This window comes from Kosakonia sp. PSU_27 (genome assembly GCF_039409795.1).
GTDB lineage: Bacteria > Pseudomonadota > Gammaproteobacteria > Enterobacterales > Enterobacteriaceae > Kosakonia.
In genome coordinates this window covers 197,838-220,494 of record NZ_JBCIVK010000005.1, presented here as the reverse complement: position 1 = coordinate 220,494, position 22,657 = coordinate 197,838, and the positions used below count along the sequence as shown (strand labels likewise).

Annotated in this window: 21 protein-coding genes; 11 read left to right on the top strand and 10 right to left on the bottom strand. The window is 53.5% G+C overall.

Annotation, left to right across the window (positions count from 1 at the left end; all coding sequences use genetic code 11):
- Positions 1 to 76: 76 nt before the first annotated feature.
- Complete coding sequence (locus AAIG26_RS13995; RefSeq protein WP_020455077.1) at positions 77 to 757, top strand: oligogalacturonate-specific porin KdgM family protein; 681 nt, start codon at positions 77 to 79, stop codon at positions 755 to 757.
- Between the two features lie 333 nt (positions 758 to 1,090).
- Here AAIG26_RS13995 and AAIG26_RS13990 read toward each other — a convergent pair whose 3' ends face one another.
- Entirely contained in the window at positions 1,091 to 2,266 is a 1,176-nt protein-coding gene (locus AAIG26_RS13990; protein WP_020455076.1) for an oligogalacturonate lyase family protein, read from the bottom strand.
- 500 nt (positions 2,267 to 2,766) lie between these two features.
- On the opposite strand from AAIG26_RS13990, the gene kduI reads away from it, so the two are divergent.
- From kduI to AAIG26_RS13975, 3 genes are all read left to right on the top strand, one after another.
- Positions 2,767 to 3,603: a 5-dehydro-4-deoxy-D-glucuronate isomerase gene (gene kduI, locus AAIG26_RS13985; RefSeq protein ID WP_343180771.1), complete on the top strand. Its 837-nt coding sequence runs from the start codon at positions 2,767 to 2,769 to the stop codon at positions 3,601 to 3,603.
- A 60-nt stretch (positions 3,604 to 3,663) separates the two neighbouring features.
- Positions 3,664 to 4,425: a 2-dehydro-3-deoxy-D-gluconate 5-dehydrogenase KduD gene (kduD, locus tag AAIG26_RS13980; protein ID WP_343180770.1), complete on the top strand. Its 762-nt coding sequence runs from the start codon at positions 3,664 to 3,666 to the stop codon at positions 4,423 to 4,425.
- A 317-nt stretch (positions 4,426 to 4,742) separates the two neighbouring features.
- Positions 4,743 to 6,161 (top strand): sugar porter family MFS transporter, encoded by a 1,419-nt coding sequence (locus AAIG26_RS13975; RefSeq protein ID WP_343180769.1) that lies wholly within the window; start codon positions 4,743 to 4,745, stop codon positions 6,159 to 6,161.
- 33 nt (positions 6,162 to 6,194) lie between these two features.
- Here AAIG26_RS13975 and AAIG26_RS13970 read toward each other — a convergent pair whose 3' ends face one another.
- From AAIG26_RS13970 to AAIG26_RS13945, 6 genes are all read right to left on the bottom strand, one after another.
- Positions 6,195 to 7,325: an oligogalacturonate lyase family protein gene (locus AAIG26_RS13970; RefSeq protein ID WP_343180768.1), complete on the bottom strand. Its 1,131-nt coding sequence runs from the start codon at positions 7,323 to 7,325 to the stop codon at positions 6,195 to 6,197.
- 66 nt (positions 7,326 to 7,391) lie between these two features.
- A complete protein-coding gene (locus AAIG26_RS13965) occupies positions 7,392 to 8,681 on the bottom strand; it encodes an ABC transporter substrate-binding protein (protein ID WP_020455072.1) in 1,290 nt (429 codons plus the stop codon).
- A gap of 140 nt (positions 8,682 to 8,821) precedes the next feature.
- Complete coding sequence (locus AAIG26_RS13960) at positions 8,822 to 9,949, bottom strand: ABC transporter ATP-binding protein (protein WP_020455071.1); 1,128 nt, start codon at positions 9,947 to 9,949, stop codon at positions 8,822 to 8,824.
- 12 nt (positions 9,950 to 9,961) lie between these two features.
- Positions 9,962 to 10,864 carry a carbohydrate ABC transporter permease gene (locus AAIG26_RS13955; RefSeq protein ID WP_017457666.1) on the bottom strand — a complete coding sequence of 301 codons (903 nt, stop codon included), beginning with the start codon at positions 10,862 to 10,864 and terminating at the stop codon, positions 9,962 to 9,964.
- Positions 10,857 to 11,747: a sugar ABC transporter permease gene (locus AAIG26_RS13950; RefSeq protein ID WP_025263850.1), complete on the bottom strand. Its 891-nt coding sequence runs from the start codon at positions 11,745 to 11,747 to the stop codon at positions 10,857 to 10,859. The genes AAIG26_RS13955 and AAIG26_RS13950 overlap by 8 nt, the downstream gene beginning before the upstream one ends.
- Positions 11,748 to 12,253: 506 nt before the next feature.
- The gene (locus AAIG26_RS13945; protein ID WP_343180766.1) at positions 12,254 to 12,580 is read right to left on the bottom strand and encodes a cupin domain-containing protein; all 327 of its coding nucleotides are present in this window, start codon (positions 12,578 to 12,580) and stop codon (positions 12,254 to 12,256) included.
- 169 nt (positions 12,581 to 12,749) lie between these two features.
- On the opposite strand from AAIG26_RS13945, the gene AAIG26_RS13940 reads away from it, so the two are divergent.
- The gene (locus AAIG26_RS13940; protein ID WP_097406165.1) at positions 12,750 to 13,442 is read left to right on the top strand and encodes an aspartate/glutamate racemase; all 693 of its coding nucleotides are present in this window, start codon (positions 12,750 to 12,752) and stop codon (positions 13,440 to 13,442) included.
- Here AAIG26_RS13940 and AAIG26_RS13935 read toward each other — a convergent pair.
- Positions 13,439 to 14,365 (bottom strand): LysR family transcriptional regulator, encoded by a 927-nt coding sequence (locus AAIG26_RS13935; RefSeq protein ID WP_313626153.1) that lies wholly within the window; start codon positions 14,363 to 14,365, stop codon positions 13,439 to 13,441. The two genes, AAIG26_RS13940 and AAIG26_RS13935, sit on opposite strands and share 4 nt — an antisense overlap.
- Before the next feature lie 122 nt (positions 14,366 to 14,487).
- On the opposite strand from AAIG26_RS13935, the gene lysA reads away from it, so the two are divergent.
- Positions 14,488 to 15,750, top strand: coding sequence for a diaminopimelate decarboxylase (gene lysA / locus AAIG26_RS13930; RefSeq protein ID WP_343180765.1), 1,263 nt, complete (start codon positions 14,488 to 14,490; stop codon positions 15,748 to 15,750).
- On the opposite strand, the gene AAIG26_RS13925 is transcribed toward lysA, so the two are convergent.
- Positions 15,747 to 16,751, bottom strand: a complete 1,005-nt coding sequence (locus tag AAIG26_RS13925) for a LacI family DNA-binding transcriptional regulator (protein WP_343180934.1) — start codon at positions 16,749 to 16,751, stop codon at positions 15,747 to 15,749. The two genes, lysA and AAIG26_RS13925, sit on opposite strands and share 4 nt — an antisense overlap.
- A gap of 284 nt (positions 16,752 to 17,035) precedes the next feature.
- Between AAIG26_RS13925 and AAIG26_RS13920 the strand changes: the two genes are divergently transcribed.
- Genes AAIG26_RS13920 through AAIG26_RS13900 form a run of 5 tightly spaced genes read left to right on the top strand, consistent with a single transcriptional unit; the run spans position 17,036 to position 21,417 of the window.
- Positions 17,036 to 18,364, top strand: coding sequence for a PTS transporter subunit EIIC (locus AAIG26_RS13920; protein WP_017457673.1), 1,329 nt, complete (start codon positions 17,036 to 17,038; stop codon positions 18,362 to 18,364).
- 7 nt (positions 18,365 to 18,371) lie between these two features.
- Positions 18,372 to 19,799, top strand: a complete 1,428-nt coding sequence (locus AAIG26_RS13915) for a glycoside hydrolase family 1 protein (RefSeq protein WP_343180764.1) — start codon at positions 18,372 to 18,374, stop codon at positions 19,797 to 19,799.
- Positions 19,800 to 19,808: 9 nt separating this feature from the next.
- Complete coding sequence (locus AAIG26_RS13910) at positions 19,809 to 20,126, top strand: PTS sugar transporter subunit IIB (RefSeq protein ID WP_020455064.1); 318 nt, start codon at positions 19,809 to 19,811, stop codon at positions 20,124 to 20,126.
- Between the two features lie 56 nt (positions 20,127 to 20,182).
- Positions 20,183 to 20,956: a GntR family transcriptional regulator gene (locus AAIG26_RS13905; protein ID WP_065370137.1), complete on the top strand. Its 774-nt coding sequence runs from the start codon at positions 20,183 to 20,185 to the stop codon at positions 20,954 to 20,956.
- Complete coding sequence (locus AAIG26_RS13900; RefSeq protein WP_343180762.1) at positions 20,953 to 21,417, top strand: GNAT family N-acetyltransferase; 465 nt, start codon at positions 20,953 to 20,955, stop codon at positions 21,415 to 21,417. The genes AAIG26_RS13905 and AAIG26_RS13900 overlap by 4 nt, the downstream gene beginning before the upstream one ends.
- Here AAIG26_RS13900 and galR read toward each other — a convergent pair.
- Entirely contained in the window at positions 21,390 to 22,394 is a 1,005-nt protein-coding gene (gene galR, locus AAIG26_RS13895) for an HTH-type transcriptional regulator GalR (RefSeq protein WP_020455061.1), read from the bottom strand. The two genes, AAIG26_RS13900 and galR, sit on opposite strands and share 28 nt — an antisense overlap.
- Between the last annotated feature and the right edge of the window lie 263 nt (positions 22,395 to 22,657).

Here is a 22,657-nt window from a genome sequence, read left to right as displayed (position 1 = left end):
CTAAAATAAAGTTACCAAAAAAATAAAATGAAATTCCATAAAAATGGAACATAATTTTAATTATTGAGGTAATCTCATGTTTAAGAAAACTCTGGCTCTTGCTTCACTCCTTGGCGCTTCCTTTGCTTCACAAGCCGTCACCGTGGATTTACGTCATGAATACATCGACAGCGGTTCCAACGCCGATCGCGTAGCGGTTTCTCACCGTTTCGATAATGGCTTAGGTTTCGGTGTTGAAGCGAAATGGAAATCTGGCGGCGATGACGCCGACAAACCGTTAACGGAAATCGTGGGTAACGGCCACGAAGAGTCCATTAACTGGCGCTGGGCTGCGACGCAGAATTTTGCGTTAACACCGGGCTTTAATATCGAAAGTAAAGATACCAACTCCATCTATAAACCGTATCTTCATGTGCAATACAGCTTTGATAACGGCGTCTATATTGCCGGTCGTTATCGCTACGAATACACACGTAACCCGGATTCCAATACCGTTGATAACAAGGTCAACAAATTTGATACCTGGGTCGGCTGGGCGATGGGCGACTACCGTATTGAGCTGAACTATGTTTACGCGAAGAGCACCGAAGATGTTATTCGTGAAAACAACAAAACCTATTCCAACGAATATAACGCCAAGGTGGCGTACAAACTGGATAAAAACTGGTCCCCGTATGTGGAAGTGGGCAACGTGGGTGTGAAAAGCACCGACGAACGCCAGACCCGTTTCCGCCTCGGTGTAGCTTACTCTTTCTGATTGTCTGAACTACCTGTGTTACCCTCACAAAAACCCCGGAGCCATTGGCCGGGGTTTTTTATATTTATGTCCGCCATATTCACCGCAATCATTTACTTCAGTTAGCTCCCGGGAACTCGCTGCGTTGCCGCCTTCCTGTGACTCAAATGATTCAGGGCAGACCTGAGCAAATGCAAAAAGCACTCTCCAAAAGTCCAAAGAAAGTAACGAACCTGTAGCGAAAAGTAAGGCAGCCAGCACACCAGTGGCTGAAAGTATGACGGGCAAGAACGGCACAAAAAAAAGCCCCCCAGGAGGAGGGCAAGGCCAGTTACAGAAACACTAACTCAAAGTTTATGCTTGCAACATTACGCGTTGCTCAGGAAGTTTCGCGATATAAAGCGCCGGTTTACCGTCTTTATCGGAACTAAACAGAATCGCACTGTCGTCCGGTGTGAACGACGGATGCGGATGCGTTACCTGGCGGCTGTTGGCAACCGTTGCCCAGGAGGTATCGTGGCGCGCCACGCGGAAATAGGCTTTTTTCGCCACGTCGAAAACATACAAATACGGATCGTTATCAATGGTGTAACCACTGGTATCTTTCACATCCACCGGCGTGCCGGAACCATCGCCGACCAGTAATGTGCCGTCGAAGTTGCTCATCAGATGTGAACACGCAGGCATCGGCATCACCGCGTCGTTCACGCCGGTATCCGGGTTGAAGCTGTAAATCATGCGCCCCTGTTTGCCTTTCAGGTAAGAGACGTACACCAGCGCGGAACCGTTCGGCACCCAGAATTCGTGGGTACAGCTTTCGCCTTCGGCGTGATCTTTGACTTTGCGCACATGGCTGCCGTCTTCATTGACCAGCCACATCCGCGCATCCACCAGATCGTGCGGGCCTTCGTGGCAAAACGCCACGGTGTTGTCGTCGAATGGGCGATAGATCGGGTGCCCCAGCCAGTTTTTCTCTTCATGGATCACGCTGCTTTCGCCGCTTTGCAGATCCACGCGCAGCAGACGGCAGTGCGGGCCTTTATGAAAGAAATCATGGAACAATTTCCAGTCATTGAGCGGCGTCCAGTCGCTGGCGGCGATCTCAATGCCAACCAGTTTGCTGCAATCGCTGTTTGCCACCCAAGTGCCGTAGCCGACCCACTCGTCCGGTACGCGATAAATTTCGCGCTCGGCGAGCGTCTGTAAATTCACTTCACGCAGCGTGCGATCGTTTTTCACATAATATAAGGCACTGTCATCCGGCGAGAGGAAACCGCCAAAGGTGTTATCGCCCGCGCCTTCCGTTAACTGCACGGCTTCGGCTTTCGCGATATCCAGCAGGTAATAATTCCAGTGGCCATCAAATTCACCGGCAAACAACAGATGGCTGCCATCATTGAAAAAACACTTCTGATAGAAGTAGTTCCGGTGACAGGTCACTTCCGGTGGTGTTAAGCGGGTGACTTCCGCGCCGGTATCCGGATCGCGGCTGATTGCGTAATTGAGTTTTACCCGCATGCCTTTCGCCATATTTCACTCCTTTAGATGGTCCGGTGGGAAAGTTGCGCCCCCAATGATGACCACAGATGATTACAAGTTTAAAAATAGAGTGTTAATTTATCAAAACAACGTTTCAATATGTGTGATTGCTGACGCACTTTATAAGAAAACAACGTCTGCGAGCCGGATAAATGCGAGGTGAAAAAGCGTTTGTGCTAGCGGGCTTTGATTTTACACACAAAAATTACTGATTAGCCGTCAAAACTCAAAGACGATCTTAACTTATTGTTTGCTATGATTTATTTAAATTTACTCTCATAGCCTAACCGGTAATGACGCACTGTCAACGCCAAACAATCGTGATCGGACTTACAGATTTAATAATAAGTCGCAGAAAAATTGAAACGTTGTTTTATTCAAGATTGAAAACATGTTTTAGCCGGGATAAGATGCGCCTAATGAAGAAACGGAACACTGTTTCTGCGTTTCGTTGAGTGACGTTTCGGTCAAAATTTACTTCGGAGGTTATTGTGGAAGTCAGACAAAGCATCCACAGTGCGCATGCGAAAACGCTGGATACCCAGGGCCTGCGCAATGAGTTTTTAGTCGAAAAAATATTCGCTGATGACGAATACACCATGGTTTACAGCCATATCGACCGCATTATTGTCGGCGGTATTAAACCGGTGAATAAAACCGTTTCTGTCGGTAGCGAAGTGGGTAAACAGCTTGGCGTGAGCTATTTCCTTGAGCGCCGCGAACTGGGCGTGATTAATATCGGCGGTCCGGGCACCATCACCGTTGATGGTCAGTGTTATGAAATTGATCATCGCGATGCGTTATATGTCGGAAAAGGCGCCAGAGAGGTGGTTTTTGCCAGCATAGATAGCGCGAAACCGGCCAAGTTTTACTACAACTGCGCACCCGCACACACCACCTTCCCAACGAAAAAAGTGACGCCAGCCGATGTCGCACCAGTGACGCTTGGCGATCCGCTGACCAGTAACCGTCGCACCATCAACAAATATTTCGTGCCTGACGTGCTGGAAACCTGCCAGTTAAGCATGGGGCTGACCGAGCTTGCGCCGGGCAACCTGTGGAACACTATGCCGTGCCATACCCATGAGCGCCGCATGGAAGTGTACTTCTATTTCAATATGGAAGAAGACGCCTGCGTATTCCATATGATGGGGCAGCCGCAGGAAACGCGTCACATTGTGATGCATAACGAGCAGGCGGTCATTTCTCCCAGCTGGTCAATCCATTCAGGCGTGGGTACGCGTGCGTATACCTTCATCTGGGGGATGGTGGGTGAGAACCAGGTCTTTGATGACATGGATCACGTCGCTGTAAAAGATCTGCGCTAATAGCGGGCAGCATAAAACCATGCCTGTCCAACACAGGCGCTGATAGATTAAGGAATAAACATGATTCTGGATGCATTTTCTCTTCAAGGTAAGGTTGCGGTAGTCAGCGGTTGCGACACCGGTCTGGGCCAGGGTATGGCGCTGGGCCTGGCGGAAGCGGGCTGCGATATCGTCGGTATCAATATTGTTGAACCAACAGAAACCATCGAGCGCGTGGCCGCGCTGGGCCGTCGTTTTCTTAGCCTGACCGCCGATCTGCGTCAGATCGACGGCATTCCGGCGCTGCTGGAGCGCGCGGTTGCCGAGTTTGGCAAAATCGACATTCTGGTAAACAACGCCGGTTTGATCCGCCGCGAAGACGCGATCAACTTCAGCGAGAAAGACTGGGACGACGTGATGAACCTGAACATCAAGAGCGTATTCTTTATGTCCCAGGCGGCGGCAAAACACTTCATCGCGCAGGGTAACGGCGGCAAGATCATCAACATCGCGTCGATGCTCTCTTTCCAGGGCGGCATCCGCGTACCGTCTTACACCGCGTCAAAAAGCGGCGTCATGGGCGTGACGCGTCTGCTGGCGAACGAGTGGGCGAAACACAACATCAACGTTAACGCTATCGCGCCGGGTTATATGGCGACCAACAACACTCAGCAACTGCGTGCCGACGAGCAGCGTAGCGCCGAGATCCTCGATCGCATCCCGGCGGGCCGCTGGGGGCTGCCGAGCGATCTGATGGGGCCAGTTGTGTTCCTGGCATCAAAAGCGTCTGACTACATCAACGGCTACACCATTGCGGTGGACGGCGGCTGGCTGGCACGTTAATTCGCCTGGCATTAGCTGCATAAAAAACCTGCCTGCGGGCAGGTTTTTTTATCTCTGCGTATTAATTGTCCATATCTGATGAATAGAAAAATCCATATCCTTTTATCTTAATTCGCAGGCTATTGATTAAAAATCGTTAAAAATAAATAATTTAAAATTAGTTTAGTGCTTAAACTATATTTTCAAAATTGTAAACTCCATCACAAAACACCATGCCACAGCGCATTTATCCATATCTTCGCGTTTTCAGCACTGACGCTTTGACCCGTCGCTGACTTACTTTCATAGGACGTCTTATTCTGTGTAGGCAGGAAAAAATGACTTCTATCAGTAATGATTCCGTAGCTTTACCGCGCGCCTTGCGTGATACCCGGCGTATGAATCTGTTTGTCTCGGTGTCGGCAGCGGTCGCCGGGCTGTTGTTTGGTCTCGATATTGGGGTGATTTCCGGCGCGCTGCCGTTTATCACCGACCATTTCACCTTATCCAGCCCTTTGCAGGAGTGGGTGGTGAGCAGCATGATGCTGGGCGCGGCGCTGGGTGCGCTGTTTAACGGCAGGCTCTCTTTCCGCCTTGGGCGCAAATACAGTTTAATGGCGGGCGCGGTGTTGTTTGTCGCCGGCTCGCTCGGTTCCGCGTTTGCCGCCAGTGTGGAAGTGCTGCTGCTTTCCCGCGTGCTGCTCGGCATTGCGGTCGGCATTGCGTCTTACACCGCGCCGCTGTACCTCTCTGAAATGGCCAGCGAAAACGTGCGTGGCAAGATGATAAGCATGTACCAGTTAATGGTCACGCTGGGCATTGTGCTGGCGTTCCTGTCGGATACCGCGTTTAGCTACAGTGGCAACTGGAGGGCAATGCTCGGCGTGCTGGCGCTGCCAGCGGTGTTGCTGATTATTCTGGTGGTGTTCCTGCCTAATAGCCCGCGCTGGCTGGCGCAAAAAGGGCGGCATATTGAAGCGGAAGAGGTGCTGCGTATGCTGCGCGATACCTCGGAAAAAGCGCGCGAAGAACTTAATGAAATCCGCGAAAGCCTGAAACTGAAACAGGGCGGTTTCCAGTTGTTTAAAGCTAACCGCAACGTGCGCCGCGCCGTTTTCCTCGGCATGTTATTGCAGGCGATGCAGCAGTTCACCGGCATGAATATCATCATGTATTACGCGCCGCGCATCTTCAAAATGGCCGGGTTTACTACTACGGAACAGCAGATGATCGCCACGCTGGTGGTGGGGCTGACCTTTATGTTTGCCACCTTTATCGCGGTGTTTACCGTAGATAAAGCCGGGCGCAAACCGGCGCTGAAAATTGGTTTCAGCGTGATGGCAATTGGCACCTTGATCCTGGGCTACTGCCTGATGCAGTTTGATAACGGCACTGCGTCGAGCGGGTTATCCTGGCTTTCCGTTGGTATGACGATGATCTGTATTGCCGGGTATGCAATGAGCGCCGCGCCGGTAGTGTGGATCTTGTGTTCTGAGATCCAGCCGCTGAAATGTCGCGATTTCGGTATCACCTGCTCGACCACCACTAACTGGGTGTCGAACATGATTATCGGCGCGACTTTCCTGACCTTATTGGACGCGATTGGCGCGGCGGGCACCTTCTGGCTCTATACCGCGCTGAATCTTGCATTTGTCGGTATCACTTTCTGGCTGATCCCGGAAACCAAAAACGTCACGCTGGAACATATCGAGCGCCGTCTGATGTCGGGTGAAAAACTGCGTAATATCGGCGTGTAACAACATCCCTCTCCCTGGCGGGAGAGGGCAAAATTACACCCGCGCCAGGTAGAGCGCGGGCATGCCTTCGGCATCGGAGGTGTAGAGTACCCACTGGTTATCTGGCGAGAAAGACGGATGCGGGTGAGTGACCTGGCGGTCGCCATCCAGCACTTTCCAGCTACTGTTATGCTGGCAAATCGCTTTCTGTTCGCCGCTTTTGATATCAAATACCCAGATAAACGGATCGTTAAGGTGGATATCCCCGGTGTGATGCGGCGCGCCGTCGCCAACCACCAGGCTGCCGTCTTGATTACTCATCAGGTGCGAACAGGGCGGGATCGCCATCAACTGCTGGTTTTCCAGCGTGTTCGGATCCGCGCTGTAGAGATACCGGCGCGGATCGTTTTCCTGGTGCGCTACGTAATAGAGCGCGGAGCCGTCCGGCACCCAGAATTCATGGGTAAAACTTTCTCCTGGCTTGTGCTGGCGCACTTTGCGCACATTGCTGCCATCTTCGTTAATCAGCCACATACGTGCATCAATCACATCGCGCGGGCCTTCGTTGCAAAACGCCACGGTGTTATCGTCAAACGGGCGATAGATCGGGTGGCCAAGCCAGCGTTTTTCCTGCAACAGGGTCTCACGTTTACCGCTTTGCAGATCAATGCGGATCAAGCGGCACTCCGGATGAGTGAAGTAAAAATCGCGGAATTTCTGCCAGTCGGTAAGCGGCCGCCAGTCACTTTTCTTGATTTCGATACCAACCAGTTTTGTGCAACCGGAGTTGGCGACCCAGGTGCCGTAAGCCACCCATTCATCGTCGACTTCGTAGACGATATGCTCTTCGAGCGTCTGCAAATCCACGCGGCGCAGTTCGCGGGTATTTTTCACATACCACAGCGCGCTGTCATCGGCGGATAAAAAGCCGCCGAAGGTATTATCGCCCGCGCCTTCGGTGAGTTGTGTCGCTTCGCGGTTAGCGAGATCCAGTAAGTAGTAATTCCAGTGGCCTTCAAACGCGCCGCCGAAAATCAGTTTCTCGCCGTCGCGGGTAAAGCATTTTTGATAGAAGTAGTTACGGTGACAAATAATATGCGGCGGCGTCAGCCGGATAACTTCATGCCCGGTTTTGTCGTCTTTCTGGCTGCGGAAGGTGAGAGAGACTATTTTCCCCTTTGCCATTACCTGCTCCTTAGATAAAAAAATACCCTGCCGCGAACGGGCAGGGTATGTCATTGCGGTAAAACCTTAGCGCATGGCGCGTTTCAGAATACGTTCAGCCTGACGCTGGAAGTCGGCTGCGGTTTCTTCAACGGATTTCTGGCCATAGTCGATGTACTGAATTGCGGTACCGAACTGGGCAACAATCTGCGGATCGTCAAAGTAAGGCGATACCGAGAGTTTGGTCGGCAGAGACTGTGCCAGACGCAGACCCGCAACCGCCGGATCGGCCTCTTTGATCGCGCCATTGGCGGTCAGCGTTTGCACCGCGGCTTTGCTCAGCGGCACACCGCGCTCCAGACCCAGCGTTTCCGCGCCTTCTTTGCTGTTCAGCAGGAAGTTAATCACCTGGGCCGCCTCTTTCGGATGCTTGGTGGATTTACCGATCGACAGCATTTGCGCCGGTTTGAAGAACAGGCCCGCGTCTTTCGCGCCCGGCAGCATCGGATAGTCACCCAGCACCAGTTTGGCTGGCGGCTTCAGGTTGTCGGAGTATTTGGTGATGGTGGAGTTCCACATGTAAGTACCGGCCCATTCACCTTCGATCCACGGCTTCATTTCATACATGTTGCTCTTACCGAATGACGCGTAGTACTTAGCGTCCGGCATCACGTGGCTATCGACCAGTTTTTTATACATCTGGAAGAATTCGACCCACTGCTCGCTGGTGTAGCTGAATTTCTTCGCTTTTTCATCCACGGCAGGAATGTTGTATTTCTGCACCATGTAGGAGTTCAGCAGCGCCAGCGTATCCTGGTGCTCCAGCACTACCGGGTAGTACTGTTTGCCGAGCTTGCTTTCAAAGGTTTTGCCCGCGGCTAACAGCTCATCCCAGGTTTTCGGGAAGGCGACGCCCGCTTTTTTCCACTGCTCGTCGTTGAAGTAGAACACGCGCGCGGTGACGGAGATTGGAATGCCGTTCAGCTTGCCGTCAACGGTGGTGGACTGCAGCTCTTTAGCGTCGAACTGGCTTAAATCAATAATGTCTTTTACCTGGTTCAGGTCGTAAAAACCGTCGCCATTTTTGGAGAAAATCGGCAGCCAGTTCCAGTTGGTCTGCATCACGTCCGGCTCGGTGCCGCCTGCGATTTGCGTGGTCAGACGGGAGAGGTGGCCGTCCCAACCGGTGTATTCGGATTTAACGGTAATGTCCGGATGCTGTTTATGAAACTCTTCCAGCGCTTTTAAGGTGACCTGATGACGACCGTTGCCCCCCCACCAGGACATACGCAGATCAACATTATCAGCGGCGGTTGCGGGTACAGCGCACATGCCCAGAGTTGCGGAGATGATGGCGCCGGTAAGCACTTTTTTCATTTTTATACTCCAACGTTTAGTTAAATTTCATTCTTCAGGCTGCCCCTTTGTGGCTGCGTTGATGTCTGCCGGCGACTTACTTGCGTAAGCGCCGGGAGACAATGACTTGCCGCGCCGGGGCATCGCGAATGATTTCGTCGTTATAAGGAAATGTTCTGTTCTGTTTTCGCGTCAAAAATATGACACTTATTCATATCAAACTTAAAGTACACCTTCCGGTGAAGCCCCTTTGCAATCATTGGCTTAGCTTCATCAGAAGGGATTCGGGCGGTCAGTTCGTAGTCGCCAACTTTCAGGTAAACAAAGAACTCGTGACCCATGTTTTCGACGCGTACCAGCTCACCGGAGCCGCAATCGTCGCTGTAAGGCTCATCTGAAACGGAGACAAACTCCGGGCGCACACCAAAGAACACCTCTTTGTCGGCGTAATCGGCGACTTTCTCCTGCTGATAAGCGTTCAGCGCCAGCGTTTCATGACCAACGGTGATGTGCAGTTGGTCGGCTTTTTTCACGATTTTCGCCGGTTTGATGTTCATTTCCGGCGCGCCGATAAAGCCCGCCACGAACATATTTTTCGGGAAGTGGTAGAGGTTATCCGGGGTATCCACCTGCATGATATGGCCGAGTTTCATCACGCAGATACGGTCGCCCATGGTCATTGCTTCAGTCTGATCGTGCGTGACGTAAACGGTGGTCGCCGGTTTACCGGATTTCTTTAACTGCTTGTGCAGGTCGGAAATACGGATACGCATTGAGGCGCGCAGCTTGGCGTCCAGGTTCGACAGCGGTTCGTCAAACAGGAACACATCCGGCTTTTTCACAATCGCGCGGCCAACCGCCACGCGCTGCGCCTGACCACCAGAAAGCTGGCGCGGCAGGCGGTCCATCAACTCTTCCAGTTCGAGGATCTTCGCCGCTTCATCAACCTGTTTGTTGATCTCCTCTTTCGGCATTTTGCTGAGCTTGAGGCCGAACGCGAGGTTTTCACGCACCGTCATGTGCGGGTAGAGCGCGTAGTTCTGGAACACCATCGCGATACCGCGTGATTTTGGCGCGAGGTTGTTGACGATCTTCTCGCCGATGCGCACTTCGCCGCCGCTGATGGTCTCCAGACCTGCCAGCATACGCAGCGTGGTGGATTTGGCGCAGCCGCTTGGGCCGACAATCACCATAAATTCGCCATCGGCAATTTTCAGGTCGATACCATGTACCGCTTTGAAGCCGTTGGAGTAAACCTTTTCCAGTTTGTTGAAAATAACTTCAGCCATGATACTTCCCTCTTAACCTTTAATTCCGCTGCTGGTCACGCCCTGTACGAAGTAGCGCTGTGCCAGGAAGAAGACAATGATGGACGGCAGAATGGAGATACTCGCCATTGCCAGAATTTCGTTCCACGGCGCACCTTCGGTGACGTCGATGGACATTTTCAGCGCCAGTGCGATCGGGTATTTATCCACGCTGTAGACATAAATCAGCGGCCCGATAAAGTCGTTCATTGACCACATGAACTGGAACAGTGCCACGGAGATAATCGCCGGTTTCAGGATTGGCACTACCACGTACCACAGCACCTGCCAGGAGTTACAGCCGTCGATTTGTGCCGCTTCTTCCATGTCGCGCGGTACGCCGCGTAAAAACTGAATCAACATAAAGACGAAGAAACCGTGTGTCGCAAACGCCGTTGGCAGATACAGCGGCATGTAGCTGTTGAGCATGCCCATTTCACGGAACATCAGGTATTGAGGGATCAGCAGCACGGTGCTTGGCAGCAGCATGGTGGCGATAAGCGTACCGAACCAGAAGTTCTTCCATGGGATCTCAAAGCGGGCAAAGCCGTAAGCCACAATGGTGGAAGAGATAATGGTCAGGATCACTTTCGGGATCACATACTTAAAGGTATTCAGCATGTAATGACCGAAGGTGTATTCGGTGCCGGTTTTCCAGCCGTTAATAAAGCCGTCCCAGGTGGCGTGGGTGGGCCACAGTCCCAGCGTGGTGAAGATCTCGTGGTTCGGTTTGAACGACGCCGAGAACATCCACGCCAGCGGGTAGAGCATTAACAGGCCGACAAAAAGCAGGATCGTATAGCGGATCCATGCGCTGATTTTCTCGCGGCGCAGCGTGCGCGCCACTTCACGTTCGGCTTCTTTCATGCCCGGCGTGAGATGTTGGATATCAGCCATTTTTGCCTCCCTTATCGGCAGAGTAGAACACCCAGTATTTCGAAGACTTAAAGGCGATGGAGGCAAAGACTGCCACCACCAGGAACAGCACCCAGGCCAGCGCCGCGCCGTAGCCCATGTCGAAATACTTGAAGGCGGTGTCGTAGATGTAGAGCGAGAACAGATAGGTGTAATAGGTCGGGCCGCCACCGGTAATGACATACGGGCCGGTAAATTCCTGGAACGCCTGGGTGGTCTGCATGATGAAGTTGAAGAAAATAACCGGCGTAATCAGCGGCACGGTGACTTTCATAAACATCTGCCATTTGCTGGCGCCATCGATCATTGCTGCTTCGTACTGGGATTGCGGTACGTTCTGCAGCGCAGCAAGGAAGATGACCATCGCGGAGCCGAACTGCCAGACGCGCAGCAAGGTGACGGACATCAGCGCCAGCGACGGTTCGCCAAGCCAGTTAATCGGATCCAGACCAAACACGCCGATAAAGCTGTTCAGCAGGCCATCGATGGCGAACAGTGCGCGCCACAGTACGGCGATCGCCACAGAGCTACCGAGAATGGACGGAATGTAGTAAGCCGTGCGGAAAAAACCGATGCCGCGAAGTTTAAAGTTGAGCACAAAGGCAATCCCCAGCGCGAAGGCGAGCTTCAGCGGGATTGTCAAAAATACATACGCAAAGGTGACGCCCATTGATTTCCAGAAGAGCGTGTCTTCGGTAAACATGTAGCGATAATTCTCAATGCCGTTAAATACCGGCGGGCTCATCAGGTCATACTCAGTAAAACTGAGAAAGAACGATGAGATGAATGGGAAAGCCGTAAAGACTATCAACCCAATAACGTAGGGCGATATCCAGGCCAATCCCAGTAGTCTGTTTTCATTCATACATACCTACCTGGCGAACAATGTGTAATACGGATTCGGAGATTAACTTTTTTCCCCCGCCGCATGGGCGTCCGGGGATTAAAACAGGCTCTGCGCGTGCGCTTGATCACAATAATCAATTGAATCAATACGTTTTGAAACTTTAACCACCGGAAATTACTCACGATATTCCGGGTTTTAAAATCCTGCGAACTTGCGTTCTTGGTTTGTGAAACGTCGTTTTAAAATATTTTATTGTGTTTTGAATTGGCGTCATTCGATTAATTCGTGAAATGTGATCGAAGTCGAAGCGATGTTTCAATAAAGTGAGGTGGGTGTCATTTTTGCCGAAAAATAGCGGGTTTAAAGCCAATAAGCGTAAAGATTTAAGTAACAGCCTAAGGTATTAAAAATTGCGAAATGAAATCATTGGAAATTAAAACGATTATCCGGCGAACTATTTTTATTGGCCGGGAAATAAAAACGCCCCCCTAATTATGGGAGGCGTTAACTATTTTAGGGCGCGATCAACGTTTTAAAAAATCTTCACGTACCGGTGTAAAGGTATCGAGCAGCGTTCCGGCTTTTAAACACACACATCCGTGCATAATGTGCGGTTCCTTATAAAGTGTATCGCCTGCGGTGACGATATGTTTCTCATCACCAATGGTAAATTCGAACTCGCCGGATAAAACGTACGTAAGTTGTTCATGAGGATGGTTGTGCATTGGGCCGATGGCGCCTTGTTCGAACATAACTTCGATCGCCATCATTTTGCCGTTATGGGCAAGAATACGGCGGCTGACGCCGTTGCCCAGGTCTTCAAGCTGAGTGTCTTTATGGAAGATAAACATCGGAGTGTCCTGTAGTAGGTATCGTTAGTGATTACGACAGAGTAAATGATGAAACGTTGTTTCAAAATAACTTATCTCAGCGTTCTATAAAAATAAACGCGAGGCCAGAGAAGTTGAAAGTCGATCACAACTTTGATTGACTGAGCGCTAAACCAGACGGAGACAAGCGATGAAAACGATAGGACTGCTGGGCGGTATGAGCTGGGAATCGACCATTCCTTATTACCGCCTGATTAATGAGGGCGTGAAAGCTCGTCTCGGCGGCTTGCACTCCGCCAGCTTGCTTCTGCACAGCCTGGATTTCCATGAAATTGAGACCTGCCAGGCGACAGCGCAGTGGCACAAAGCCGGTGAGATCTTAGCCCAGGCGGCGGCGGGTCTGGAGCAGGCGGGCGCGCAGGCGATTGTGCTGTGTACCAACACCATGCACAAAGTCGCCGGTCAAATTGAAGAGCGCTGCCATATTCCGTTCCTGCATATTGCCGACGCCACCGGACGGGCGATTCAAAACGCCGGCATGCGCAATGTCGCGCTGCTGGGTACGCGCTACACCATGGAGCAGGATTTTTACCGTGGCCGCCTGGAAAAACAGTTTGCCATCGAAACCTCTGTGCCGGGCCCGGAAGATCGCGAGCGCATCAACGACATCATCTTTAGTGAGCTCTGTCTGGGAACGTTCACCGATGAGTCTCGCTACTATTTTGTTAATCTAATCAAGAAATTGGCTGGCGAAGGCGCGGAAGGGGTGATTTTCGGTTGCACCGAGATCGGCCTGCTGCTGCCGGAAACACATTGCCCGATTAAGGTGTTTGATACGGCGGCGCTGCATGCCGCCGATGCGGTGGATTTTATGCTCTCTTAACATTCGCCCAGCATGGCAGCCAGCGGCCCGCTAACCAGCGGCATGGCTGCCTGCAAATGGGCGGTAAACGCCTCGACCAGCGCGGAAGCGGGGCGGTGCAGTGGACGGATCAGGCTCACCGTAAACGGCACATCAATACTGAAACGACGCACGGCGACACCGCTGGCCGCGTAATCCAGTGCGGTCAGCGGGTTTACCACAGAAATGCCCACCCCGGCGCGTACCATCGCGCACACTGAGGCGGCGCTGTGCGTTTCCAGTACCATCCGCCGCTTCACCTGATGTTCATTAAACAGCGCGTCCAGCAACTGTCGGTAGCTGTCGGAGCGCGACAAACTGATGTAATTCTCGCCCTGAAAGTCTGCCGGTGTTAACACGGTTTTGCGCGCCAGCGGGTGATCCTGTGGCATGACGCAGACTTCATTACAGGTGAGCAGCGGCGTGCGCTCGGTGCCCGCCGGGGTGCTGAGCGTTTCGGTTAAGCCCAGATCGTGGCGCTGCGCCGACAGCCACTCCTCCAGCAATGGCGACTCCTGCGGCACGATATTCAGGCTGACATCCGGATAGCGCGCCAGAAACGGTTGCAGCAGCAGCGGTAAAAAAGACTGCGAAAATACCGGCAGGCAGGCGATGGAAAGCTCGCCCTGGCGGAACTCACGCAGGCTTTCGGCGGCGCTGACAATCCGGTCCAGCCCGTACCAGGAGCGCTGCACCTCTTCGAATAACCGCAAGCCTTGCACCGTGGGTTGTAAACGCCCGCGCGTGCGCTCGAACAGTTTCAGCCCCAGCACTTTTTCAAAGCGCGCCAGCTCGCGGCTTACCGTCGGTTGCGAGGTATGCAGCAGTGCGGCGGCCTCCGTCAGATTGCCGGTGGTCATTACAGCGTGAAAGATTTCGATATGGCGCAGATTGACAGCAGGCATCGGCAGATCCAGTTTCAGCAGGTTATCCATATCATTTTTGCATAGAGTCGCGATAAAACGATATTTTTTATTCTCTTCGCACTGTGGCGTAATCAGTAAAAATTTTGTTGCCCGGAGTCACCATGCCACGCTCATTACACCAGACTGAAACCGACCTTAACGCCGCTAACCTGCTGCGCTTACCTGCTGAATTTGGCTGCCCGGTATGGGTTTATGACGCGCAAATCATTCGCGCGCAAATCGCCAAGCTGCGCGCCTTCGACGTGGTGCGCTTTGCGCAAAAAGCCTGCTCGAATATTCATATTCTGCGTCTGATGCGCGAGCAGGGCGTGAAAGTAGATTCCGTTTCGCTCGGTGAGATCGAACGTGCGCTGGCAGCGGGTTACGATCCGCAAACGCACCCGGACGATATCGTTTTTACCGCCGATGTGCTGGACGAGGCGACCATCGCGCGGGTAAGCGAACTGGGTATCGCAGTGAACGCCGGTTCGGTGGATATGCTGGAACAGCTTGGCGCGGTCTCGCCGGGTCATCGCGTCTGGTTACGCGTTAACCCTGGTTTTGGTCATGGCCACAGCCAGAAAACCAACACTGGCGGCGAAAACAGCAAGCATGGCATCTGGTACAGCGATCTGGCCGATGCGCTGGCGGTAATGCAGCGCTACCAGTTGAAACTGGCGGGCATTCATATGCATATCGGTTCCGGCGTGGATTATGGCCATCTTGAGCAGGTGTGCGGGGCGATGGTGCGCCAGGTGGTCGATTTCGGCCAGGATCTGCATGCTATTTCCGCGGGCGGTGGTCTTTCGATCCCCTATCACGAAGGGGAAGAGCCGGTGGATACCGCGCATTATTACGGGCTGTGGAACGCGGCGCGCGAGCAAATCGCCAAACATCTGGGGCATGCGGTGAAACTGGAGATCGAACCGGGGCGCTTCCTGGTGGCGGAATCTGGCGTGCTGGTTTCACAAGTGCGTAGCGTGAAAAACATGGGCAGTCGCCACTTTGTGCTGATCGACGCCGGTTTTAACGATCTGATGCGCCCGGCAATGTACGGCAGCTACCACCACATTACGGCGCTGGCCGCCGACGGCCGCGATCTTCGCCATACGCCATTGATTGATACCGTGGTTGCCGGCCCGCTGTGCGAATCCGGGGATGTCTTTACCCAGCAGGAGGGCGGGAAAGTGGAAACCCGCGCGCTGCCGGAAGTGAAAGCCGGGGATTATCTGGTGCTGCATGACACCGGCGCGTATGGCGCATCGATGTCATCAAACTACAATAGCCGCCCGCTGCTGCCGGAAGTGTTGTTCGATAACGGCGTCGCGCGGTTGATTCGCCGCCGCCAGACCATCGAAGAACTGATCGGTCTGGAGCAGTTCTAAGCCTTGCTGCCCGGTCCCGCCGCTACCGACTCACGCAAGACCAGTGTGCCGGTAAACGGTGGGATCGCGGCGATCTGTTCGTTGTTCACCAGTTTGATCGCCTGATCAATCGCGGTGGTGATCATGTTGTCGATCGGCAAATAGACCGTCGACAGGCCCGGCTCCAGCCAGCGGGCGCTTGGTGCGTCATCAAAGCCGAACAGCGAAATATCCTGCGGAATACGCAAACCCGCCTGCCAGATGGCCTTTGAGGCACCCAGCGCCATATCGTCGTTACAGGCGAACAGGGCGCTGAATTTCACCCCGTCCTGCAACATCTGCTGGCACAGCTCATACCCGCGCGTCATGGTCGAGTCGCCGTACTTCACTCTGTGCGGATCCCAGGGAATGCCGTGTTTTTCCAGCGCCTTGCGATAGCCCATCAGCCGCGCTTTACCGGTTGGTGTATGGATCGGCGCGGTAATACAGGCAATATCCCGGTGGTGTTGTGTGATCAGGTAATCCACCGCCTGGAACGCCGCGTCCTGCTGCTCGAAGAACACGCATTTGTCATGCGCCTGAAACAGCTCGCGGTTGATGACAATCAGCGGCATTGGCGTGGCGTCAATGAGCGTTAAGATCGCTTTTTCGCTCATAAACCGGGTGTAAAGAATAATGGCGTCGCAACGCCTGTCCGCCAGCATCTGCACCGCCAGCTCTTCCCGTTCGGGCGTATCGTGACCGTCGGTGACAATCAGCTGTTTGCCGTGTAATTCCGCCTGACGCGACGCCTGCTGCAATAAGCGGCCGAAATAGAAACCGTCAAAACTGGACACCACCAGGCCAATGCTGTTGCTGGTGCGGTTTGCCAGCGAGCGGGCAAGAAAGTTGGGGCGATAATCCAGCTCCTCCATCGCCTTAAAAACCTGATTGCGGGTGCTCTCTTTGACCTGACCCGTACCATTCAACACGCGGGAAACCGTTGCTTTCGAAACGCCCGCGCGCAGTGAGACATCCAGCATTGTGACCATGACGAGTTCTCGTTTCGCGTAATGAAACGCAGTTTACCACACTCATTTCACGGGTTAAGGCCAGCGGTAACGGTTTGCGCTAAGTGTCGGAAATCCCTGCGAAGCGCAAGGTGGTATGCCAATGTTGTCATCCGTCTCGTTTTGGAATACCAGTAAGCGGGTTGCGAGTCTCGTCACAGAACTTTCCGCCACGCATCGCTATTTTTGGTATGCCAAATGGGACTGTGCTGTATCCCTGCATCGATAAAAAAGCCCCTTTACTGAGGTGTTAACTCATGGCCCTACAAGAAAAGCTCATCGATTCTCTGGGTAGTTTTGCGACAAAGTTCAACAGCTATCGCTATATCATGGCGATCAAAGCCTCGTTCATTACCCTGATGCCGGTGATCATCGTCGGCGCATTCTCCGTCCTGATCTCCAACATGGTGCTGGATCCGAAAAACGGCCTCGCCAGCTTCCAGTCACTCTCATTCCTTGCCGCGCTAAAGCCGATCACCAGCGCGATTAACTACGCCACGCTCAACTTTCTCAACATTGGCGCGGTGTTCTTAATCGGTATTGAACTGGGGCGTATCAACGGCATTAAGACGCTGTTTCCTGGTTTGCTGGCGGTAATCTGCTTTATCTGCGTCACACCAACCACCGTGGAAATGCTGGTAGACGGGCAAATGCACGTAGTGAAAGACGTGCTGCTGCGCCAGTTCTCCGATACCCGTAGCCTGTTCCTCGGCATGTTTATCGCTATTTTGTCGGTGGAAATTTACTGCTGGCTGGAGAACCGCGACGGGCTGAAGATCAAAATGCCGGACACCGTGCCGCCTAACGTTTCCGCGTCGTTTTCCGCGCTGATCCCTGCGATCATCACCACCACCGTGATTGCCACCTTCGGTTTTGTTTTCCACCAGGTGACCGGCATGTACCTGTATGACGCCGTTTACCAGGTAGTGCAGCAGCCGCTGGAGCGCGTGGTACAAAGCCTGCCGGGCATTTTATTGCTGATGTTTGTGGCGCAACTGTTCTGGGTTATTGGTATTCACGGCAACCAGATGATTAAGCCTATCCGCGAACCGCTGCTGCTGGGCGCGATCACCGTCAATATGAGCGCCTTTGAGCAGGGCAAAGAGGTGCCGAACATCATCACCATGCCGTTCTGGGATGTTTATATGAGTATCGGCGGCTCGGGTTTAACCATCGGTCTGCTGATCGCGGTGATGATCGCTACCAAACGCAAAGAGATGAAAGAGATCGCCAAACTCTCTATCGGGCCGGGGGTATTTAATATTAACGAGCCGGTGATTTTCGGTATGCCGATCATGCTCAACCCGATCCTCGCGATCCCGTTCATCATCACTCCGCTGGTGACCGGCTCGATCGGTTATTTCGCCACGGTGACCGGTTTTGCCGGCAAAGCGGTGGTGATGGTGCCGTGGACGACGCCGCCGTTGATCAACGCCTGGCTGTCGACTGCCGGTTCAATGGGCGCGGTAGTGACGCAGCTTATCTGCATTATTACCTCCGTCATTATCTATCTGCCGTTTGTGAAAATTGCTTCTCGCCGCGCCGAACAAGCGCAACTGCAAGCCGAAGCGACGAACAACGCCTGAGGATGTAATGAGCACGAAAACAATAGCGATACCGCCGTCGTTTATTCTGGGCGCGGCGGCCTCAGCCTGGCAAACCGAAGGCTGGACAGACAAGCGGGAGGGCCAGGATTCCTGGCCCGATCTCTGGTACAAAAACGATCGTCACGTCTGGCACGACGGCTACGGTCCGGCGGTGGCGACCAACTTTTACCAGCGCTTTCGTGAAGATGTGCAACTGATGAAACAGGCGGGGCTAACCCACTATCGCACCTCGATCAACTGGTCGCGCTTTCTCACCGATTATGAAAACGGCGTGGTCGATGAACGCTATGCCGCCTATTACGACGAACTGTTTGACGAGATGCAGCGCCACGGCATTGTGCCGATGATCTGCCTGGAACATTACGAACTGCCGGGTTATTTGCTGGAAACTTACGGCGGCTGGGCGTCAAAAAAAGTGGTTGAGCTGTACCTGTTGTATGTCGAAAAAGTGTTTGAGCGCTTTCATCAAAAAGTGACCCGCTGGTTCACCTTCAACGAGCCAATTGTGGTGCAAACCCGTGTCTACCTTGACGCGCTGCGCTGGCCTTATGAGCAGAACACCGGTACCTGGATGCAGTGGAATCACCACAAAAACCTGGCCACCGCGAAAGTGGTGAAACTGTTTCGTGAGAAGGGTTATCAGGGCACTGTGGGCTGTATTCTCAACCCGGAAGTCACCTATCCGCGCTCGCGCGCGCCGCACGATGTGCTGGCCGCCGAACGCTACGATCTTTTTTATAACCGTGTTTTTCTTGATCCGATGGTGAAAGGTCACTATCCACCGGAGCTGTTCCCGTTGCTGGAAAAACACCAGGTCGCGTGGGATTACAGCGAGGAAGAGCTGGCGATCATCCGCGATAACACTGTGGATGAGCTGGGCATTAACCTTTACTACCCGCATCGGGTAAAAGCGCCTTCCCGTGCCTGGCACCCGGAGACACCTTTCCACCCGGCGTACTACTACGAGCCGTTTGAGTTGCCGGGCAGAAAAATGAACAAATCTCGCGGCTGGGAGATCCTGCCGGAGATCATTTATGACATGGCGATGCGCATCAAAAACGACTACGGCAACATTCCGTGGTTTGTTGCCGAAAGCGGCATGGGCATTGAGAACGAAGGGCAGTTTCGCAACGCGGCGGGCACCATTGAGGATGATTACCGCATTGATTTTATTGCCGCGCATTTATACCAGACGCTGCGCGCCAGAGAAGCGGGCGCGAACTGCCAGGGTTACATGTTGTGGGCGTTTACCGATAACGTCTCGCCAATGAACGCGTTTAAAAACCGCTATGGCCTGATTGAGATTGACCTGCAAAACAACCGCGACCGCAGGCCGAAAAAGTCTGCCGGCTGGTTTCGCAAGCTGCGCGACGAACGCCAGCTTACCCTGACTATTGATGACGAATGGAAATAAGGAGCCACCATGAAACGTATTGTGTTGTGCTGCTCCGCCGGGATGTCCACATCGCTGGTGGTGACCAAAATGGAAAAAGCGGCGGCCGAGCGCGGTCTTGAGCTGAAGATCTACGCCATTGCCGAGCAATCCCTGCGTGACGAGCTGCAAAGTTATGCCACCGAGATAACCGCCGTGCTGCTGGGGCCGCAGGTGCGCTTTAAACTGGCGGAAAATAAAAAGTTAACTGACGAGTACGGCATTCCGATTGATGTGATCGATTCGGTGGCTTATGGCACCTTAAACGGCGCGAAAGTTCTCGATCAGGCGCTGGCTTTGGTAAGATAGCGCTGACAGGCCGGGGCGCCCGGCCTGCGCGATAACTCAGACTTGCAGGTGATATTGTGGAGAAGGCCGTCGTCCCGCCGGAAAAAAAACAGTACCAGGAGATTGGCGAAGATTTACGCGAGCAGATAATCCAGGGGCATTACCCCGTGGGTTCCCGCCTGCCGCCGGAGCGCAATATCGCCGAAAAATATGGCGTTAGCCGCACCATCGTGCGTGAAGCGCTGTTGATGCTTGAACTGCAAGGCACGGTGGATATTCGCCAGGGCTCCGGCGTCTATGTGATGCGTATTCCGCAGGAGCACGAGAACGAAGAGGAGCGCTTTCTGAGTAGCGATGTTGGCCCCTTTGAGATCTTACAGGCGCGCCAGCTGCTGGAGAGCAATATCGCTGCCTTTGCCGCCAAAATGGCGACGCGCGCGGATATCGATAATCTTCGGCGCATCCTTGAGCAAGAACAGCGCGCCATTGCGATGAACGACACCTCGCAGGACAACAGCAAAATGTTCCACCTGGTACTGGCGGGCGCATCGCAAAACCAGATGCTGCTGGCGACGGTGGAGAGTATCTGGCACCACATGGACAGCAGCCCGCTGTGGCAACAATTCAACGTGCATATTGCCAGCCGGCCCTATCGCCTGAAATGGTTAGGCGACCGGCAGACGCTGCTGGCGGCGCTGCGTCGCCGCGATGTGATGGGTGCCTGGCAGGCGATGTGGCAGCATCTGGAAAATGTCAAAAAGAGCCTGCTGGAGCTTTCCGACGAGGATGCGCCTGATTTTGACGGCTACCTGTTTGAATCAGTGCCGATTTTTCAGGGAAAGATCGTATGAAAATTATTCCCCTTTACGACGCGCCACACTTTGCAGAGCAGGTTGTGGACTGGTTATGGCGTGAGTTTGGCGACTCGCTGCCGCGTGATTTCTTCGCCTCTATTATCACGCACAGCCAGACGCCCGGGCAGTTGCCGCTGACGTTTGTTCTGGTTGATAGGGAGCAACTGCTGGGCACCGTTGGGCTGTGGCGCTGCGATTTAATCAGCCGCCAGGATCTGTTCCCGTGGCTGGCGGCGCTGTATGTGAAAGAGAGCGCTCGTGGGCAGGGGTTGGCCGGGCAATTACAGCGCCATGTTATCGAGCAGGCGAAAGCGATGGGTTTTCAGGAGCTGCATCTTTATTCGGCGTGTCGCGATTTTTATGAGCGTTTTGGCTGGCACTACATTGGCGACGGTCTCGACTATCCGGACAAGACCGTGCACCTCTATCGCTACTCTTGCGGCGCAATCACCGAATGACGACGCACCAGCGTTGGGTTAAACAGGTGCGTGATTTCCGGCAGCGGGCGGTTTTCCGCCAGCGCCAGCGCCAGCTCGGCGGCCTGTGTTGCCATGGTGACAATCGGGTAGCGCACGGTGGTTAAGCGCGGGCGGACATAGCGCGACACCAGCACATCATCGAAACCAATCAGGGAAATCTCACGTGGCACCTCAATGCCGTTGTCATTCAGCACGCCCATAGCACCTGCGGCCATCGAATCGTTATAACAGGCGACGGCGGTAAAGTTACGCCCGCGACCGAGCAGCTCGGTCATCGCCTGTTCGCCGCCGCTCTCATCCGGCTCGGCAAACGTCACCAGCCGGTCGTTGCAGGGCAAACCGTTCTCTTTCAGCGCATCGTAATAGCCCTGCAAGCGATCTTCCGCATCAGAGATTGCGTGGTTGGAGCAGAGGTAACCAATTTTCGTGTGGCCTTGCTGGATCAAATGGCGCGTAGCCAGCCAGGCACCATAACGGTCATCCAGCGCCACACAGCGTTGTTCAAACCCCGGCAAAATGCGGTTGATTAACACCATGCCCGGCATCTGTTTCATCAGCGAGGCGAGTTCATCGTCAGGAAGGGTTTTGGCGTGAACGACCAGCGCTGCGCAACGGTGGCGAATCAGTTGCTCAATGGCTTTGCGCTCTTTTTCTTCGTTATGGTAGCCGTTGCCAATCAGCAGGAAATTCCCGGTAGCCGAGGCGACTTGCTCGACAGCCTTTACCATCGCGCCGAAGAAGGGATCGGACACGTCGCCCACCACCAGACCTACGGTTTCGGTGGACTGCTGCGCCAGCGCGCGGGCATTGGCATTCGGGTGATAATTGAGCGCATCCATTGCGCTTTGCACCGCCAGGCGCGAGGACTCGCTCGCTTTTGGCGAGTCGTTAATCACGCGGGAAACCGTTGCGACCGAAACTCCTGCCAGCCGCGCGACATCTTTGATAGTCGCCATTACGCACCTTCCTTTGGGTAAGCGTTTACACGCTGCATAGTGTTACGGAAAAGAGATGTGTAATCAAGGAAGCTACCCGGCAGGTGTCTGCAAACGTGAGCTGACGCGAAGGAAATCAGTGAAACCGTTACACGCGGGAAATTGCAAAGTAATTCAGGCACAACCTTTAGTTACACTTTGCGAAGGGCTGTTTCGATTGTCCGCTGGTGGCAGATATCCCCCCGTGACAGAGTAGAACTCCCAGAGGTATTGATAGGTGAACG

Bases quoted from the DNA above. Each gene is read 5' to 3' on its own strand.
- AAIG26_RS13995 (WP_020455077.1), top strand. From the start codon at position 77: ATGTTTAAGAAAACTCTGGCTCTTGCTTCACTCCTTGGCGCTTCCTTT.
- AAIG26_RS13990 (WP_020455076.1), bottom strand. From the start codon at position 2,266: ATGGCGAAAGGCATGCGGGTAAAACTCAATTACGCAATCAGCCGCGAT.
- kduD (WP_343180770.1), top strand. From the start codon at position 3,664: ATGATTCTGGATGCATTTTCTCTTCAAGGTAAGGTTGCGGTAGTCAGC.
- AAIG26_RS13975 (WP_343180769.1), top strand. From the start codon at position 4,743: ATGACTTCTATCAGTAATGATTCCGTAGCTTTACCGCGCGCCTTGCGT.
- AAIG26_RS13970 (WP_343180768.1), bottom strand. From the start codon at position 7,325: ATGGCAAAGGGGAAAATAGTCTCTCTCACCTTCCGCAGCCAGAAAGAC.
- AAIG26_RS13965 (WP_020455072.1), bottom strand. From the start codon at position 8,681: ATGAAAAAAGTGCTTACCGGCGCCATCATCTCCGCAACTCTGGGCATG.
- AAIG26_RS13960 (WP_020455071.1), bottom strand. From the start codon at position 9,949: ATGGCTGAAGTTATTTTCAACAAACTGGAAAAGGTTTACTCCAACGGC.
- AAIG26_RS13955 (WP_017457666.1), bottom strand. From the start codon at position 10,864: ATGGCTGATATCCAACATCTCACGCCGGGCATGAAAGAAGCCGAACGT.
- AAIG26_RS13950 (WP_025263850.1), bottom strand. From the start codon at position 11,747: ATGAATGAAAACAGACTACTGGGATTGGCCTGGATATCGCCCTACGTT.
- AAIG26_RS13945 (WP_343180766.1), bottom strand. From the start codon at position 12,580: ATGTTTATCTTCCATAAAGACACTCAGCTTGAAGACCTGGGCAACGGC.
- AAIG26_RS13940 (WP_097406165.1), top strand. From the start codon at position 12,750: ATGAAAACGATAGGACTGCTGGGCGGTATGAGCTGGGAATCGACCATT.
- AAIG26_RS13935 (WP_313626153.1), bottom strand. From the start codon at position 14,365: ATGCCTGCTGTCAATCTGCGCCATATCGAAATCTTTCACGCTGTAATG.
- lysA (WP_343180765.1), top strand. From the start codon at position 14,488: ATGCCACGCTCATTACACCAGACTGAAACCGACCTTAACGCCGCTAAC.
- AAIG26_RS13925 (WP_343180934.1), bottom strand. From the start codon at position 16,751: ATGCTGGATGTCTCACTGCGCGCGGGCGTTTCGAAAGCAACGGTTTCC.
- AAIG26_RS13920 (WP_017457673.1), top strand. From the start codon at position 17,036: ATGGCCCTACAAGAAAAGCTCATCGATTCTCTGGGTAGTTTTGCGACA.
- AAIG26_RS13915 (WP_343180764.1), top strand. From the start codon at position 18,372: ATGAGCACGAAAACAATAGCGATACCGCCGTCGTTTATTCTGGGCGCG.
- AAIG26_RS13910 (WP_020455064.1), top strand. From the start codon at position 19,809: ATGAAACGTATTGTGTTGTGCTGCTCCGCCGGGATGTCCACATCGCTG.
- AAIG26_RS13900 (WP_343180762.1), top strand. From the start codon at position 20,953: ATGAAAATTATTCCCCTTTACGACGCGCCACACTTTGCAGAGCAGGTT.
- galR (WP_020455061.1), bottom strand. From the start codon at position 22,394: ATGGCGACTATCAAAGATGTCGCGCGGCTGGCAGGAGTTTCGGTCGCA.